Source organism: Cupriavidus sp. 22TCCZM01-5, from assembly GCF_057798915.1.
Genome location: NZ_JBYOJR010000031.1, coordinates 18,927 through 33,931 on the forward strand (window position 1 = coordinate 18,927; position 15,005 = coordinate 33,931).

Annotated in this window: 19 protein-coding genes; 9 read left to right on the forward strand and 10 right to left on the reverse strand. The window is 65.6% G+C overall.

The features are described from left to right. Position 1: 1 nt before the first annotated feature. The 3 genes from nifK to nifH form a co-directional block, all read right to left on the reverse strand. A complete protein-coding gene (gene nifK / locus AC3FNH_RS24335) occupies positions 2-1,561 on the reverse strand; it encodes a nitrogenase molybdenum-iron protein subunit beta (protein WP_488721864.1) in 1,560 nt (519 codons plus the stop codon). Between the two features lie 84 nt (positions 1,562-1,645). Continuing rightward, positions 1,646-3,109, reverse strand: a complete 1,464-nt coding sequence (gene nifD / locus AC3FNH_RS24340; protein WP_488721865.1) for a nitrogenase molybdenum-iron protein alpha chain — start codon at positions 3,107-3,109, stop codon at positions 1,646-1,648. Positions 3,110-3,194: 85 nt separating this feature from the next. Next, positions 3,195-4,076: a nitrogenase iron protein gene (gene nifH, locus AC3FNH_RS24345; RefSeq protein ID WP_488721866.1), complete on the reverse strand. Its 882-nt coding sequence runs from the start codon at positions 4,074-4,076 to the stop codon at positions 3,195-3,197. Between the two features lie 402 nt (positions 4,077-4,478). Between nifH and AC3FNH_RS24350 the strand changes: the two genes are divergently transcribed. From AC3FNH_RS24350 to AC3FNH_RS24390, 9 genes are read left to right on the forward strand one after another with little or no spacing between them, the layout of a single operon-like run. Beyond that, positions 4,479-4,898, forward strand: coding sequence for a group II truncated hemoglobin (locus AC3FNH_RS24350; protein ID WP_488721867.1), 420 nt, complete (start codon positions 4,479-4,481; stop codon positions 4,896-4,898). 48 nt (positions 4,899-4,946) lie between these two features. Further along, the gene (locus AC3FNH_RS24355) at positions 4,947-5,555 is read left to right on the forward strand and encodes a hypothetical protein (protein WP_488721868.1); all 609 of its coding nucleotides are present in this window, start codon (positions 4,947-4,949) and stop codon (positions 5,553-5,555) included. A 45-nt stretch (positions 5,556-5,600) separates the two neighbouring features. Beyond that, on the forward strand, positions 5,601-6,221 hold the full coding sequence (locus tag AC3FNH_RS24360; RefSeq protein ID WP_488721869.1) for an ankyrin repeat domain-containing protein: 621 nt from the start codon (positions 5,601-5,603) through the stop codon (positions 6,219-6,221). Further along, a complete protein-coding gene (locus AC3FNH_RS24365) occupies positions 6,218-7,912 on the forward strand; it encodes a nitroreductase family protein (protein WP_488721870.1) in 1,695 nt (564 codons plus the stop codon). The genes AC3FNH_RS24360 and AC3FNH_RS24365 overlap by 4 nt, the downstream gene beginning before the upstream one ends. Further along, positions 7,909-8,694, forward strand: a complete 786-nt coding sequence (locus AC3FNH_RS24370) for an ankyrin repeat domain-containing protein (RefSeq protein ID WP_488721871.1) — start codon at positions 7,909-7,911, stop codon at positions 8,692-8,694. The genes AC3FNH_RS24365 and AC3FNH_RS24370 overlap by 4 nt, the downstream gene beginning before the upstream one ends. After that, positions 8,691-9,122 (forward strand): ArsC/Spx/MgsR family protein, encoded by a 432-nt coding sequence (locus AC3FNH_RS24375; RefSeq protein WP_488721872.1) that lies wholly within the window; start codon positions 8,691-8,693, stop codon positions 9,120-9,122. Before AC3FNH_RS24370 ends, AC3FNH_RS24375 begins: the two co-directional genes overlap by 4 nt. 15 nt (positions 9,123-9,137) lie before the next feature. Next, complete coding sequence (locus AC3FNH_RS24380; protein WP_488721873.1) at positions 9,138-9,374, forward strand: FmdB family zinc ribbon protein; 237 nt, start codon at positions 9,138-9,140, stop codon at positions 9,372-9,374. 18 nt (positions 9,375-9,392) lie between these two features. Further along, positions 9,393-9,830 carry an Ohr family peroxiredoxin gene (locus tag AC3FNH_RS24385; RefSeq protein WP_488721874.1) on the forward strand — a complete coding sequence of 146 codons (438 nt, stop codon included), beginning with the start codon at positions 9,393-9,395 and terminating at the stop codon, positions 9,828-9,830. Further along, the gene (locus AC3FNH_RS24390) at positions 9,827-10,078 is read left to right on the forward strand and encodes a hypothetical protein (RefSeq protein WP_488721875.1); all 252 of its coding nucleotides are present in this window, start codon (positions 9,827-9,829) and stop codon (positions 10,076-10,078) included. Before AC3FNH_RS24385 ends, AC3FNH_RS24390 begins: the two co-directional genes overlap by 4 nt. A gap of 77 nt (positions 10,079-10,155) precedes the next feature. Here the strand turns inward: AC3FNH_RS24390 and AC3FNH_RS24395 are convergent, their stop codons facing one another. From AC3FNH_RS24395 to nifT, 7 genes are read right to left on the reverse strand one after another with little or no spacing between them, the layout of a single operon-like run. Further along, positions 10,156-10,530, reverse strand: a complete 375-nt coding sequence (locus AC3FNH_RS24395) for a hypothetical protein (protein WP_488721876.1) — start codon at positions 10,528-10,530, stop codon at positions 10,156-10,158. Further along, positions 10,527-12,146: a flavin monoamine oxidase family protein gene (locus AC3FNH_RS24400; RefSeq protein ID WP_488721877.1), complete on the reverse strand. Its 1,620-nt coding sequence runs from the start codon at positions 12,144-12,146 to the stop codon at positions 10,527-10,529. The genes AC3FNH_RS24395 and AC3FNH_RS24400 overlap by 4 nt, the downstream gene beginning before the upstream one ends. Before the next feature lie 7 nt (positions 12,147-12,153). Next, complete coding sequence (locus tag AC3FNH_RS24405; protein WP_488721878.1) at positions 12,154-12,450, reverse strand: 2Fe-2S iron-sulfur cluster-binding protein; 297 nt, start codon at positions 12,448-12,450, stop codon at positions 12,154-12,156. Positions 12,451-12,488: 38 nt separating this feature from the next. Next, entirely contained in the window at positions 12,489-13,334 is an 846-nt protein-coding gene (locus AC3FNH_RS24410; protein WP_488721879.1) for an SIR2 family NAD-dependent protein deacylase, read from the reverse strand. A gap of 11 nt (positions 13,335-13,345) precedes the next feature. Further along, positions 13,346-14,509 (reverse strand): DegT/DnrJ/EryC1/StrS family aminotransferase, encoded by a 1,164-nt coding sequence (locus AC3FNH_RS24415; protein WP_488721880.1) that lies wholly within the window; start codon positions 14,507-14,509, stop codon positions 13,346-13,348. After that, the gene (locus AC3FNH_RS24420) at positions 14,499-14,777 is read right to left on the reverse strand and encodes a DUF6129 family protein (RefSeq protein ID WP_488721881.1); all 279 of its coding nucleotides are present in this window, start codon (positions 14,775-14,777) and stop codon (positions 14,499-14,501) included. Before AC3FNH_RS24420 ends, AC3FNH_RS24415 begins: the two co-directional genes overlap by 11 nt. 1 nt (position 14,778) lies before the next feature. Then, entirely contained in the window at positions 14,779-14,997 is a 219-nt protein-coding gene (gene nifT / locus AC3FNH_RS24425) for a putative nitrogen fixation protein NifT (RefSeq protein ID WP_488721882.1), read from the reverse strand. Positions 14,998-15,005 lie beyond the last annotated feature (8 nt).

Below are 15,005 nucleotides of genomic sequence, written 5' to 3' on the forward strand. Positions count from 1 at the left end.
CTTACCGGATGATGTCGTAGCTGTAGTCGGTCTTCGCCGCCACGATGGTGTTGGCATCGAGCGTCTCGAAGAACTCGTCGAGCAGCATCACCAGCAGCCGCAGCGCGCCGGCGTAGCCCCAGGTCGGATAGCGGTGGTAGTGGTGACGATCGAAGATCGGGAACACCAGGCGGATCAGCGGCGTCTTGGTGTCGCGCTCCAGGTACTTGCCATAGGTGTTGCCGATCAGGAAGTCCACCGGCTCCGTGAACAGCAGCGAGCGCATGTGCCACAGGTCGCGCTTTGGATAGACCTTGCAGCCCGCGCCATACGGCGATGCGTCAAAGAGCGCCTGCACCTTGGCCGCCCAGTGGTCATTGCCATTGGTCGCCAGCACGTGCGCCGGCTCGGCGCCGAGCTCGAGCAGGAACTGCGTGTAGCCGAGCAGCTGATCCGGATCGCCGTATATCGCGTAGCGCTTGCCGTGCAGGTGTGCCTGGCTGTCGGCCATCGCGTCGACCAGTTGACCGCGCTCCTTCTCCAGCTCGGCCGGAATCGGCTTGCCGGTCACGCGCGAGATGGCCATCAGGAACTCGTCGGTGCCAGCCACGCCGGTCGGCGAGTTCAGCACCACGACTTCCTGGCCGTGCTCGGCGATGAACCTGCTCGTCTTTTCGCAGCAGTATTCCTGGAACACGAAGGTTGCCTTCGCATGCAGCGCGGCCACCACCTCTTCCTTGGTCGTGCCGCCTTCGTACATCCGGAACTCGCCGTCGGTCGGCGTGTTCCACGTCTCCGACGGATCGCAGATGATGTTGACCTTCACGCCGAAAAGATCGAAGATCCGGCGGATTTCGGCCATGTTGCCGACCACGAAACCATCAAAACCGCCGATGAAGTTCACGCTGTCGTTCGGCACACGGGTCACCGGCTCGGTCGTGCCGGCCTTGCCGTCCCAAAAGTGCTTCAGGATGCCGAGCAGTGCGTTGTCATAGCCGGTGATGTGGCTGCCGACGAACGCGGGCGTGTGTGCGAACGGCACGTCGTACTCTTCCGGCACGCTGCCTTTCTGCTTGCTGTTCTTGATGAACGCGTCGAGGTCATCGCCAATCACTTCCGCCATGCAGGTGGTCGATACCGCGATCATCTCGGGCTTGTACAGGTTGTACGCGTTGGCCAGGCCGTCGATCATGTTGTTCATGCCGCCGAACACCGCGGCGTCCTCGGTCATCGACGAGCTGACGCACGAGGTCGGCTCCTTGAAGTGGCGCGAGAAGTGCGAGCGGTAGTACGCGACGCAGCCCTGCGAGCCGTGCACGAAGCTGAGCGTCTTGTGAAAGCCGTTGGCGACGTACACGGCACCGAGCGGCTGACACGCCTTGGCCGGGTTCACAGTCAGCGAATCGCGGGCGAAGTTCTTCTGTTTGTAGTCTTCGGTCTTGGTCCATTCGACGATCTGCTTGATCGTTTCGTCCGGGTGGTTGAACTCGAAGTTTTCCTTCTTCGTGCGGAAAATCTCCTGATACTCGGGTTCGCGGAACAGCAACTCGTGATCGAGGATCTTGTCGGCGGATTGTGGCATCACGTACTCCTGATTCTCAGTAATCAAATAGGTCGGCGGGCGCTGTGCCGGCGGTCTGCGACCGCCGACCATCAGCCAAAGAGCTTAGGCAGCCTTCTTCCACGGCGCCTTCGCAAGACTCCAGACCGGGCTCGAAATCGCCATGTCCATGTCGCGCGCGAAGATTGCAAAGCCGTCGTAGCCGTGGTACGGGCCGGAGTAGTCCCAACTGTGCATCTGGCGGAACGGCACGCCCATCTTCTGGAACACGTATTTTTCCTTGATGCCGGAGCCGACCAGATCGGGCTGCACCTGCTCCACGAACTTCTCGAACTCGTAGCCGGTCACGTCGTCATAGATCAGCGTGCCGTCCTTCACGTAGTGCGTGGTGCGCTGGTAGTCGTCGTTGTGGCCGAACTCGTAGCCGGTGCCGACCACGTCCATGCCGAGGTCCTCGTATGCGCCGATCACGTGACGCGGACGCAGGCCGCCGACGAACAGCATCACCTTCTTGCCTTGCAGGCGCGGCTTGAACTTGGCGATCACTGCGTCCATCAGCGGACGGTATTTCGCAATCACCTTCTCGGCGTTCGCCTTGATCGTGTCGTCGAAGTGGCTGGCGATCTCGCGCAGGCTCTTCTCGATCATCGCTGGGCCGAAGAAGTTGTACTCGACCCAGGGAATGCCGTACTTCTCTTCCATGTGCCGGCTGATGTAGTTCATCGAGCGATAGCAGTGCAGGACATTGAGCTTCGCCTTCGGCGTGTTCTCCAGCTCGGCGATCGAACCGTCGCCCGACCACTGTGCGATCACGCGCAGGCCGATCTCTTCGAGCAGGATGCGGCTCGACCACGCGTCGCCACCGATGTTGTAGTCGCCGATGATCGCAACGTCATACGGCGTGGACACGAATTCCGGACGCTTGTTCGGATCGACCTTGTCGAACACCCAGTCGCGAATCGCGTCGTTTGCAAGGTGGTGGCCGAGCGATTGCGACACGCCGCGGAAGCCTTCGCAGCGCACCGGAACGATCGTATGCCCTTCATATTCCTTGCTCTTCTTCTTCGACACCGCCTCGATGTCGTCGCCGATCAGGCCGATCGGGCATTCGCTCTGGATCGAGATGCCCTTGTTGAGCGGGAACAGTTCCTGGATCTCGTCGATGATCTTGTCGAGCTTCTTGTCACCGCCGAACACGATGTCCTTTTCCTGGAAGTCCGACGTGAACTGCATCGTGACGAAGGTGTCGATGCCGGTGGTGCCAATGTAGTAGTTGCGGCGCGCGGCCCACGAGTACTGGCCGCAGCCGACCGGGCCGTGGCTGATGTGGATCATGTCCTTGATCGGGCCCCAGACCACGCCCTTCGAGCCAGCGTATGCGCAGCCGCGGATCGTCATAACACCCGGCAGCGACTTGATGTTGGATTTCACGCCACAGTCTGGCTTGCCATCCTCGAAAGTGCCCAAATGCTTGGCGCGCCGCTTGGCCATCTTCTCGGGATAAGCCTTAAGTACTTCGTCGATCAAGGCCTTGTTCGCGGCCTTGCGCTCTTCAACCGTGGCGGTCATGAGTTGCTCCATATGTGAGATATGTCTTCACTGCGCCAGCCCCGCCGCACGCATTGCGCGGCGGGGCATGTCGCGCGGCGCTCTGTTACGCGGACATTTCAGCCGCGGTCTTGCCGACTTGCGATTCGTCAACGGCCTTCATGATGCCGTGCTCCATCAGCAGGTCTTCGAGTTGGTCCATCGTGATCGGGGTCGGGATCGTGCCGTTGCCTGCGTTGTTGTGAATCTTGGTCGCAAGCTGACGGTACTCGTTCGCCTGGTTCGAATCCGGGGCAAACTCGATCACGGTCATGCGGCGCAGCTCGGCGTGCTGCACGATGTTGTCGCGCGGCACGAAGTGGATCAGCTTGGTGCCCAGCATGCCGGCCAGCGCTTCAGCCAGTTCGAGCTCCTTGTCGGTCTGGCGCTCGTTGCACACCAGGCCGCCCAGGCGCACGCCGCCGCTGTTGGCGTACTTCAGAATGCCCTTCGAAATGTTGTTGGCCGCATACATGGCCATCATCTCGCCCGACATCACGATGTAGATCTCCTGCGCCTTGTTTTCACGGATGGGCATCGCGAAGCCGCCGCACACCACGTCGCCGAGCACGTCGTACGACACGTAGTCGACGCCGTCATACGCGCCGTTCTCTTCGAGGAAGTTGATCGACGTGATCACGCCGCGGCCTGCGCAGCCGACGCCCGGTTCCGGGCCGCCCGACTCGACGCAGCGGATGTCCTTGTAGCCGATCTTCATCACGTCTTCGAGCTCGAGGTCCTCGACCGAGCCGGCTTCTGCCGCCAGCGACAGGATGGTGTCCTGTGCCTTCGAGTGCAAGATCAAGCGGGTCGAGTCGGCCTTCGGATCGCAGCCGACGATCAGGATTTTCTGACCGAGTTCGGTGAGCGCTGCGAGCGTGTTTTGGGACGTCGTCGATTTGCCGATGCCGCCCTTGCCATAGAAGGCGATTTGCCGAAGTTGAGACATTGCGTTCTCCAGTGAGGAAAAAGGTTGAAACCAGGGTTGCGAAGTTGCGAAGCCGCGACCATGTCAGCCTGCCGTGTCCGTTTTGCCTTTGGTCTTCTTCTGTCGCTGCACGCATAGGCCGGAGAGTGTCCGCGCAGCGGCTTCAGTGCAGCTTTCGTGCCAGCCTGTTCGATTAGCGCGAAACCCCGCGTCGGTAAGGGTTTTGGGGCTTGCCGGCACGTTGCGTGCCCGCCCGCATCGTCGTGTCATGTTCCCGACAAACGCTGCGCGCTTCGTCGCAAATCGTCGGAAACGGCACGTGGCAAGCGGGCGCGAAGTGGGGGCTTTGTCGGGGATGTCGGGATTTCCTGCGCTGCGTCGCCACGTGGTGCGGCTGGTACGGTTGTTGCGAAAGCACTGGCAATGAAGACGCCCGCCCAATCCACCGAAGCCATCCAGCCGCCGATCGTGCCGTTTGAACGCATCGGCGGCGAAGCCGCGATCGCGCGCCTCGTTGACGCGTTCTACCGTCAGATGGACACGCGGCCCGATGCGGCCGGCATCCGTGCGATGCACGGCCCGGATCTCGGCCCGGTCAAGACGGTGCTGGTCAAGTATCTGTGCGAATGGCTCGGCGGCCCGCGGGACTATTCGGCCGAGCGCGGGCATCCGCGTTTGCGGATGCGGCACGTCGCGTTCCCGATCGGTGCTGCCGAGCGTGATGCATGGCTCGCGTGCATGGATGCGGCGCTCGGCGAAACCGGCGTCGAGCCGGCGCTGCACGGCGAGTTGATGCAGGCCTTTTTCAAGCTGGCCGACTGGTTGCGTAATAACGGGCACTGATATTCAGTGCCCGCCCTCACCTTTGACGACACCAAGGATCTTTTCATCATGACCGAAACGCTCACCCGCAAGACGCTCGACGACACCGCGTTCGCCCGGCTCGAAGCCGAAGGCCGTCTGCTCAACCCCGTGCTCAAGGGAATCACGAATGTGTTCGGGCGGGTCGGCTTCCGTGGCGAACTCGCATTGCGCTTTGCGGCGAAGCTCGCCGACGAAGCGCGCCCGCCCGAGCTGACCTGCGATCAGGTGATGGCCGTTGCGACCTACGGCGAGCCGCACCTGCCGTTCTTTGCGGGCTGGCTGCTGAGCTTCGAGTATCTGAAGGATGTTGCCGAGGTGTTGGGCGACGCACTGAGCGCGGGCGGCAAGTACTTCCTGTTCTGCGACAACATGGACCTGAGCAAGCGCTACCAGGTGCCGTACAAGGGCGCGATGTTCTACGTTCTGCCGATTCTCGAGAACACGGTCTACAACGAGATGCTTGAGCTGCTCTATCTCGAGAAGAACGAACTGAAGAAGAAGGACACAGCGGGCAAGCTCGACGCGGTTGCCGACGCCGCGATCAAGTTCGACGTCACGTTCGACACGATCACCTACGCGGAAGGGCTCGAACTGATGGGGCCGGTGCGCAACCCGAACGAGAACCGTCCGGTCTGACCCTCCTTCCCGCCCCCGCCTGTTTGCCAGATCCGGAGCATGAACATGTCCCTGCCCATTCCCTCCGCGTCCGCCATGTCGGGCGCGCGCGACGGTGGCGTCCGCCGTGCAGCGAAACACGATGACGTGCGGTCAGACACGATGCCGGCCGCGCTCGCCACGTGGCTTGCATGGCACGACTTTCCTGATCTGCATGCGCGCGCCGAGGGGGCGCTGACGCCGCTGATGCTGGCCGCCCTACAGGGCGAGGACGGCGTAGTCGGCGCGCTGCTGGCCGCTGGTGCCCGGCTCGACGCATGCGACGACGAGGGCAACCACGCGCTCTGGTATGCGTGCATCGGCGGCGCACCGGCGCCGATCCTGCGCCTGATCGACGCCGGTATCGACATCGATCGCGCCAACGACGATGACATCACGTGCCTGATGCAGGCTGCGGCAAGTGGGCGGATGGAAGTGATGCAACTGCTGCTGGCGCAGGGCGCAAGTGACACGCTGGTCGCGCCGGACGGCCGCAGCGCGCTCGACATGGCCGCCGACCGCGGGCTGCAATTGCTGCGCGCGGCGCGCCGTCTTGGCTGGCGCGGAGCCGGTTCGGCGCCAGGCAGGGCGGTGGGCCGCGCTGTTGTCGACGAGGCCGCCGCGCGCCTTCGGGACGAACGCACATGAGCAATTTCTCCGGCCCGGCGGCTTGTGCCGATCCCGACGCCGCATCTGCCGCTTCGACGGTGCGCGCATACCACGAACGGACCAAGCATCGGTTCGAGCGCTATGCTGCCGGCCCGGAGACGCTGGACTGGGACGGGCCGCCCGCGCCGTTCCGGCGCTTTGCCGGCGCGCCGGTCACGCCGCTGCCGTTTCCCGCCGACGCCGACACGATCCGCTGGGTCAGCCTGTTTACACCGGGCGCCGTCGCCCCGCGGTCCGCCTGTCTCGACAGCGTCGGCCTGCTGTTCGAGCTGTCGTTCGCGCTGTCGGCATGGAAACGGTCCGGCCCCGATCGCTGGGCGGTGCGCTGCAATCCGTCGAGCGGCAATCTGCATCCGACCGAGGTGTATCTGCTTGCGCGCGGCGTGGCCGGTCTGGACAATGGTCTCTATCATTACGCGCCGCAAGTGCACGCGCTGGAGCGGCGTGCGACGCCGTCCGTCTTCGGCGCGGACGCGGCCACGGGGCGCACGGTCCTGATCGTCGGTTTCAGCTCGATCCACTGGCGCGAAGCATGGAAATACGGCGAGCGCGCGTTCCGCTACTGCCAGCTCGACCTCGGGCATGCAATTGGAGCGCTGCGCTACGCGGCTGCCGTGCTCGGCTGGCGCCTGCGCGAAATCGCGTCCGGTCATGACATGATCGCCGCTTGCCTCGGTCTCGACCGCAGCGGCGATTTCGGCGACGCGGAGCGCGAGGAGCCGGAAGCTCTGTTCGAATTGCTACACGACGACACACCGGCCGACGACGATCCGTTCCCATGGCTGCCGGACACCACGTGGCACGGCCGCGCGAACCGGCTCGACGCGCATCCGATGTACCACTGGCCCGTGATTGACGAGGTCGCGCACGCATCGCGCCGCAGTGCAAGGGATACCGCCGCAGCCGTGGCGACGCTGCCCGCCGCGGGTGTGCGGCGCCGCGTGCCCGGCACCGAGGCGCGCGCCTCGACGCTGATCCGCGCGCGCCGCAGCGCGCAGCATTTTGATCGCCGCGCGCACCTCGACGCGGGACGCCTGTGGCCGATCCTCGACGCACTGCTGCCCGGCGCCGAAGCCGGCTGCGCGCCGGTGCCGTGGGACATCGCGGCATCGCCCGCGCGGGTGCATCTGGTGCTATTCGCGCATCGCGTTGACGGCCTCGACGGCGGCGCGTACCTGCTGTTGCGCGATCCCGGTGCCTACGCGGCGCTGCAAACGGCATTCGCGCTGCTTCCGCTCGAACCAGTGCACGCGGCGCCGCCGGACTTGCCGCTCTACCGCCTTGCGCTCAACCCTGCGCTCGCGGGTACGTTGCGCACGCTGAGCTGCCACCAGGCGATCGGCGCCGATGCGATGTTCGTGGTTGCGCTCCTCGGAGCGGTCCGGCCGCACGTCGATCATGAGCCGTACCAGTACCGCGCGCTGCTGCGCGAAGCCGGACAGATCGGCCAGACGCTCTACCTGGAGGCTGAGGCGGCGGGCCTGCGCGGCACCGGCATCGGCTGCTACTTCGACGATCCGGTGCACGCGCTGCTCGGGCTCGATGCGTCCGCGTCGCCCGGCTGGCAGGTCCTCTATCACTTCAGCGTCGGCTTGCCACTCGCCGATCCGCGCATCATCAGCGAGCCGCCCTATCTTGATAGCCCGGCCCGCGAGGAGCTTCTGCAATGAAAGGTTCGCGCGTCTTCCGCCGCGTCACCGTAAACGAACTCGGCGCCTGGCGGCTCCGCCACCCGGACGCGCTCGTGCTTGACGCGCGCGACGCCGCCAGCCGTGCGCGCAACGGCTGGCCGGACGCCGTGCTGCTGTCGCAGGACAGCCAGGACGCGCTGCTGCTGCGCACGCCGCGCAGCCGTCCGATCCTCATCTACTGCTATCACGGCAACGCGAGCCAGACCTGGGCACGCATGTTCGCCGACTTCGGCTTCACCGAGGTCTGCGATCTGATCGGCGGCTATGCCGCGTGGGCCGCCAGCATGGCCGATGCGAACCCGTCTGGCCAGCCGGTCGAGCCTGCCCTTGCCGCGTGGCTTGCTAGCGAAGGCTTCGCCGGCCCGAATGCGCGCGGCGCGCACGACAACACGCCGCTGATGGTTGCCGCCTGGCGCGGAAGGCACGACATCGTTGAGGCGCTGCTTGCGCATGGTGTGCCACTCGATGCGGCGAATGCGGACGGCAACAACGCGCTGTGGCTCGCCTGCGTGCACGGAGAGCCGTCTGGCATCGAACGGCTCGCGCGCGCCGGGGTGCCGCTTGACCATCTGAATTTCACGGGGGCGACGTGCCTGATGTATGCCGCATCGTCGGGCAAGGCCGACGTCGTGCGCACGCTGCTCGCACTCGGCGCAGCCCCGTCGATCCGCTCCCAGGACGATTTCACCGCGTTCGACATGTGCGCGACGGCGGAGTGCCTTCAGCAGCTGCGCCAATGCACAGAGGAGACTGCCAAATGACCCACGTCACGTTCTACGAGAAACCCGGCTGCGGCGGCAACGCGAAGCAGAAAGCGCTGCTCACCGCGGCCGGCCACACGCTCGAGGTACGCAACCTGCTTCGCTGGGCGTGGACGCCGAAGACGCTGCTCGCCTTCCTCGGGCCGCTGCCGGTGCCCGACTGGTTCAACCGCGCGGCGCCGGACGTCAAGTCGGGACGCATCGTTCCCGAACGGCTCGACGCCGAGGATGCGCTTACGCGCTTGCTTGCCGAGCCGCTGCTGATCCGCCGCCCGCTGATGGAGGCCGACGGCGAGCGGATGGTCGGCTTCGACGTCGATCGGGTGCATGCGTGGATCGGACTCAGTCCGCGGGCCGTGGCCAACGCCCCCGGTCCGATGGAAGGTTGCGCGGCCGCGATGGAAGCGTGCACCGCCTCCCCTGCCTGAACGGAGATCCCGACGATGCCGCTCTACGACTTCGTCTGTCGCAACTGCAGGCAGACTTTTGAAACACTCGTGCGCTCGGGCGCGTTCGTTGTCTGTCCGCACTGCGGCAGCACCGCGCTCGACAAGCAGGTCAGCGCCCCCGTGCCGCCGGGACAAAGCAAGGCGATCATCGCGTCCGCCCGCCGTGCGGCGGTGAAGGAAGGGCACATGAGCAACTTTTCCGCGGCCGAACGCAGGAAGCTGCTGCGGTAAAAAAAAACGGGGAACAACATGGATCTCGTCTATCAGGCCACGGTGCTCACCCAGGGCGGCCGCAACGCGCTGGTGCAGAGCGACGACGGCAGCTTCAAGTTGAAGCTCGCCATGCCGAAGGCGATGGGCGGCACTGGTGACGGGCCGAACCCGGAGCAACTGTTTGCCGCGGCGTTCGGCGCGTGCTTCGAGCATTCGCTGCGGCACATCGCCAGAAGCGACAAGCTGCCGCTGCGCGGCTGCTACGTCGAAGCAGCGCTGTCGATGTACGTGAACTTCGAAGGCGCGTACCGAATGGCGCTCAACCTGACCGCGTTCATGGCCGGCGCGCTCGACCAGACCACCGCAGACAGTCTGCTGGAGCGCGCGAAAGGCATCTGTCCGTATGTGGATGCGACCAAGAACAACCTGTCTCTCAACCTGAAAGCGGTACTCGACAACCCCCAATCGGCATGACGAAGAACGACGACGCACACGGCTATTTCATCGACTGGAGCGGCAACGCGCGCCGCACTGACGATCCGGGCGGCGGCTACCGCTGCGAGATCGATCGGCCCGCCCGCTACGTCGGCGTGATGACGCAATCGGGCACGCTGGTGCACGAAGCCACCTTGTATCGGGATCTCGACGCGCTGGCACGCGCAGGTATCCGCGCGACGGTCGTCGCCGGCAGCCATCCGTGGGGCGAGCGCGGCGATTTCTAGGCTGTCGGCCGCCATTCTCTGTGGCGGTCGGGGGGACGGTCCAGATGGACCATAAAAAAGCCGCGCGGCCAACAGCTTCAATCCGTCATCTTGAACAACGCACCGTGGTTTTGCCGGTGCACGCGCAACCACAACAGCGTGGCCGGCAGCAGCGATTCGCAGCCGAACCAGAGCGCCTCGTCCAGTGCATCGCACGGCGCGAGCGCAATCCGCTCGCCCATCAGCCGCCAGCCGTCCCAGTCGATTTCGCGCATCGCGTCGTGCATCGCCGGTGCGAGGCCGGCCGCTGCATGGGCGATCCGCTGTAGCTGACGCGTGACCTCGGCGCGCGTGAGCCGCGAGCGCAGCAGTTCATCACGCTCCACCCCCTCGACGATGGTGGCCACTGCAAGCCCCGCGCTTTCGATGATCGCAAGTCGTGCGCTGGTTTCGATCTTCACGCCGTTCGTCATGCAGTCGCTCCATACGGCGCATGCGCGTCGAATGCCAGCAGGCGCGCATTGAGTTCGAGCGCGAACTCGCGCCAGGCGGCTGCAAGATCGGCTGCGATTGCACGCTGCAACGCCTCGTCGGGGCGATGCTCATCCGGAAAATTCGATAGCGCGCACGAGGTGCCGTTGAACGCCAGCGCCGCGTCGATCAGCATGCGATTCCAGCCGTGGAACGCCGCGAGCAAGGCGGGCGTCAGCAGATGGCGACCGGCCTCGGGAACGCCCGGGTCCACGGCGCTCAGCGACGGAAGCAGTGCGTCGAGCGCCGCGAGCACGTGGCTGTAGACCTGCTCGACGGTCGCCAGCAGCGCGTGCTGCGTCAACTGTTCGACACGCTGGCCAGAAAGCAGGCGCGCTACGTGCCGCCGGTAATGCTCAGGCGCATCGGCCCGGCACACCGCGACAATCTTGCCAAAGCGGGCCAGTGCCTCGTCCCGTGTCACAGGTTGGTCGCCTGCGATTCTACTGTCCTGCAACGGTGGCACCAGTGCGCGGGCGATGCGCGCCGCTGTCTCCAGCGCACCTTCCATGTGGCCGGCGCCGTGTGCCGCCGTTTCGCTGCCGCCAAAATGGAGCCGCCCCCCCCACCAGGCTCGCCGCAGCGCTGGATCGGCCTGCGGTGGTGCGGCCCGCTCGGCCCGGTCGGCGTCGCTGCATGTCCACGGCTCGGCTGCCCAGTCGCACAGATGCAGCGTGCCATCCTGCGCGTCCACACCATAGAGCTGGGCAAGCTGGCTCTCGATGAGCAGCCTCATCCCTTTCTCGAACTGCAAGCGCTGTGCAGCGTCAAGCGCGACGAACCCGCCGAGCGTACCTGCGCTGGTCGTTGGGTCGCTCGCGTCGAACACTTCGCCGAGCGTGGCCTGAAGATGCCGGACGAACGCGTTGCCAGAGTGCCCCGCCGCACGCCAGAACGGCGTCAGGTACGTGGTCAGCGCCTTCGCTTCGGCGGCCATCCAGGTTGGTGTGGCCGCGAGCGAGTCGGCCAGCCCTTCGGGCAGCGGTGGATCGAACACGAGCCGTTCGCGCACGAGGCGTGGCGGCAGCGCAAGCACGACCTTGCGCGCGCGCAGTACGCGCGGGCCGGCCGGCGCATCAAAGCGCAACTCGATCCACGCGCCGCGATCGCGGACGACACGCAGCGCGCTGCCCAGCATCATGCAATCGGCGGGCAATTGTGCCGCCAGCGCATCAACGAGACGCGTGACGCCGCCCGCAATGCGCCGCGCGCCCGCATGCACACCGCTCGGCTCGTCGCGCCGCTCGGGCTCGCGGTTCGGGTCAGTCAGCCACAGCGCGTCGCCCGGATCATGCTGCGCGAAGCTCTGCAATCCCAGTTCGGCGACAAGCGCGGCGATATGCGGTTCCATCTCCGGCCAGAACCATGTCGGTCCGAGATCGAGGATCTGCCCGCTCGTCTCGCAACGCCGGCTCAGCAACCGCCCGCCAAGCCGGTCGCGCGCATCGGCCAGCACGAACGGGATATCGCGCGCTATCAGAGCACGGGCCAGTGCGAGACCGCACAGCCCCGCGCCGACGATCGCAACATCGACGACCGCATCCCTGAGCGGCGTCATGATGGCCTCACACGAAGCTCAGCAACTCGACGGTGACGGCTTCCTCGCCGAGCACCGCCTGGCAGGCGAGGCGCGACTTGGAGCCGACACCGACGATGGTGTCGAGCTTTTCATTTTCGACGCGCTGGACTTTCGACAGGCTCTTGCGGCCTTCCTGGACAAACAGGTGGCAGGAGCCGCATTGGGCCTTGCCTTCGCACTTGTGCGCGATGGTTTCGCCGGTGCCGAGCAGCGCCTGCAACAGCGTGGCACCAGCGGCGACGTCGTAGGTTTTGCCGGAAGGAAGAACGGTCAATTGGGTCATGATTGGATACTCAGTGGGCTTTGGCGGACAAAAAGAAATCAGGCGGCCAGCGCAGCACGCAGCGTGCTCACCAGCGCCGCCTCGAAGGCGTCGAGTGGCATGGCGATCCGCTCGATGCGCTGCTCTTCCAGGAAGCGTGCCTCCATGCGCGTCGGCTCGTCGGGCAGCACCGCCCAGTGCGTGTCGGACGAACGCTTCATGATCTGGCGCGCGAAGCTGCGGGTGAGCTGGTCGTCGAACCGGCAGCCGACGAACAGGAAGCTGCGCCCGCTGCGCCACGCCTGCACTGCGGCCGGGATCGGCGTCTGAATGTCGATTTCGGTCAGCACTTCCACGTAGTCGCTGTCGGACACCAGGTAGTTCGCGGCGGGCGCGTGTGATCCGATCGGCTTGTAGAGCAGCGTGCCGGCAGCCGGCACTTCGGGCAGCGGCGCGCCGTGCGCATCGTAGCCGCCTGTCCACTGGCCAAAATGCTCCGACTGCGACAGCCCCTGCACCTGCGCCCAGCCGTTCGGCCGCACCTTCTCGAGTGCAGCCGCGAAGGTGTCGTCGTACCACGTGTCGACATACAGGCCCGCGCCGCTCTCGGCGAGCGCCAGATGCAGCGCAGACGGCGCCGGCGATGTCGCAAATGCGTCATTCATCAGGCTGACGACCGACTTCCGATGCTTGAAGTTCTCGATGAACTGCGCGGCCTGGGTGAGCCGGTGGCGGATCTTGTGCGGCACACTAACCTTCGCAGTCATGATCTCTGCGAGCGCCAGCGGCGTCTGCGGCACGCGCACCTCGGCGCACAGCGCGAGCACGCCCGGGCCGAGATACGGGATCACGCTGCCCGCCTCGATCTGGCGAGCGATGGATTCGACTTCGGTCGCAGTGCTCATGAACATGGTCCTCACAGATAGATCGCGGCCCCCGCGCCGACGTTGGTCGCGGTGTCCTTCAGGTTCTTGACGATAAACTTCACGTGGTCGGCGTCGAGCTGCGTGTGAAGCGGCAGCGCGAGCGCGCGGTCGCCGATGCGCTCGGTGTCTTTCAGCACGCCCCGCTTGCGGCCGATTGATTCGCCCGCCTGCATGTAGTGGAACTGCTCGTGCAGCGGATGGCTGTACGCGGCAGTCTCGATCCCGCACGACTTCATGTCGTCGATCATCTGCGCGCGCGCGCTTTGCGTGAAGCGCTTGCCGAGATGCACGACATACAGCATCCAGTGCACCTCGTCGACATCCTCGGCGACGTACGGCGGTTTGATGCCTTCAAACGTCTGCATCTGCTCGTGATACCAGGACTCGACCAGCTTGCGCCGCTCCAGGCGCTCGTCGAGGCTGGCGAGCTGCGCGAGACCGAGCGCAGCCGTCAGCTCGCTCATGCCGGCCTGTAGCGGCACGCGCGAGCCGACGGACACCGAGCCGCGATCCGCGACACGCCGCTGGCGCAGATAGCGCAGCTCGTGTGCGAGCATGTCGTCGTCGGTGACGAGCATTCCCCCTTCGCCTGCGCATAGCGCGGACGGCCCGGAGAAATCGAAGACCGACACATCGCCGAACGAGCCGACGCTGCGGCCGCGATAACGGGAACCCAGCGCCTCGGTGCTGTCCTCGATCAGCGCGAGCCCGTGCGCGTTGGCCAGTTCGCGCAACGGCCCCCAAGCGGCCGGATGGCCGTTGGTGTTGCCGGCAAGTATCGCCCGCGTGCGGGGGCCGATCTTCGGCACAGCCTTGTCGACGCTCAGGCATCCGCTCCAGTAGTCGATGTCTGCGAACACCGGCATCGCGCCCGCAAGCGTGATGGCGTGCGCGACCTGATGCCACGTGTGCGATGCACAGACCACCTCGTCGCCGGCGGCGATGCCGAGCGCGCGCAACGCGATCCACGCGCCGAGCGTACCGCTGGCAACCGCGACCGCATGCGCACGGCCCGCCCAGCCCGCGAACGCGCGCTCGAACGCTTCGCGCATCGGGCCGTCGGTCCAGCGCGACGATTCCAGCACCGCGGTCACCAGCGCGACTTCTCGTTCACCGCACGCGGGCTCGGCGAGCGCAATCTCGTCAAGTTCCATCCCCGCCTCCATCGTCGGTCAGGATCAGTGCGTTCGCTTCGTCCGCCTCAGACGTGATCGACAGACACATGCCGGCGATCCGCACAAAGTAGATGGCGCGAGCGCCGACGCGCAGCGCTGGTGTCTCGCCGCGCATGTCGGCCGGGTCGTACTGCATCGTCCGCACATCCGGATAGCGCTCGCGCCACCGGCTCGCCGCGTCGCGCAAGGTTGCCGCCGAGCCGATCACGTCAGCAGCGGCCTGGACCTGTTCGGCGGTAAGTGCCATGTCAATCCTCCGCGCCAGCGATGCGCCGCGCCTCGACCGTCACGGGCAACGTCGTGGCGGCATCCATCTCGGGCAGTTCAAGCTGCCAGCCGTTGCCGAGCGTGACCAGCCCGCCCCACATCTCCGGCCGCGCCATCGACACGATCGGCTCCTCCAGATCCTTCTTCGGCACGTAGGCGCTCAGCGTTCCCTTGCTGTCTTTGCGAATCATGACTTTCACGGTTTGGC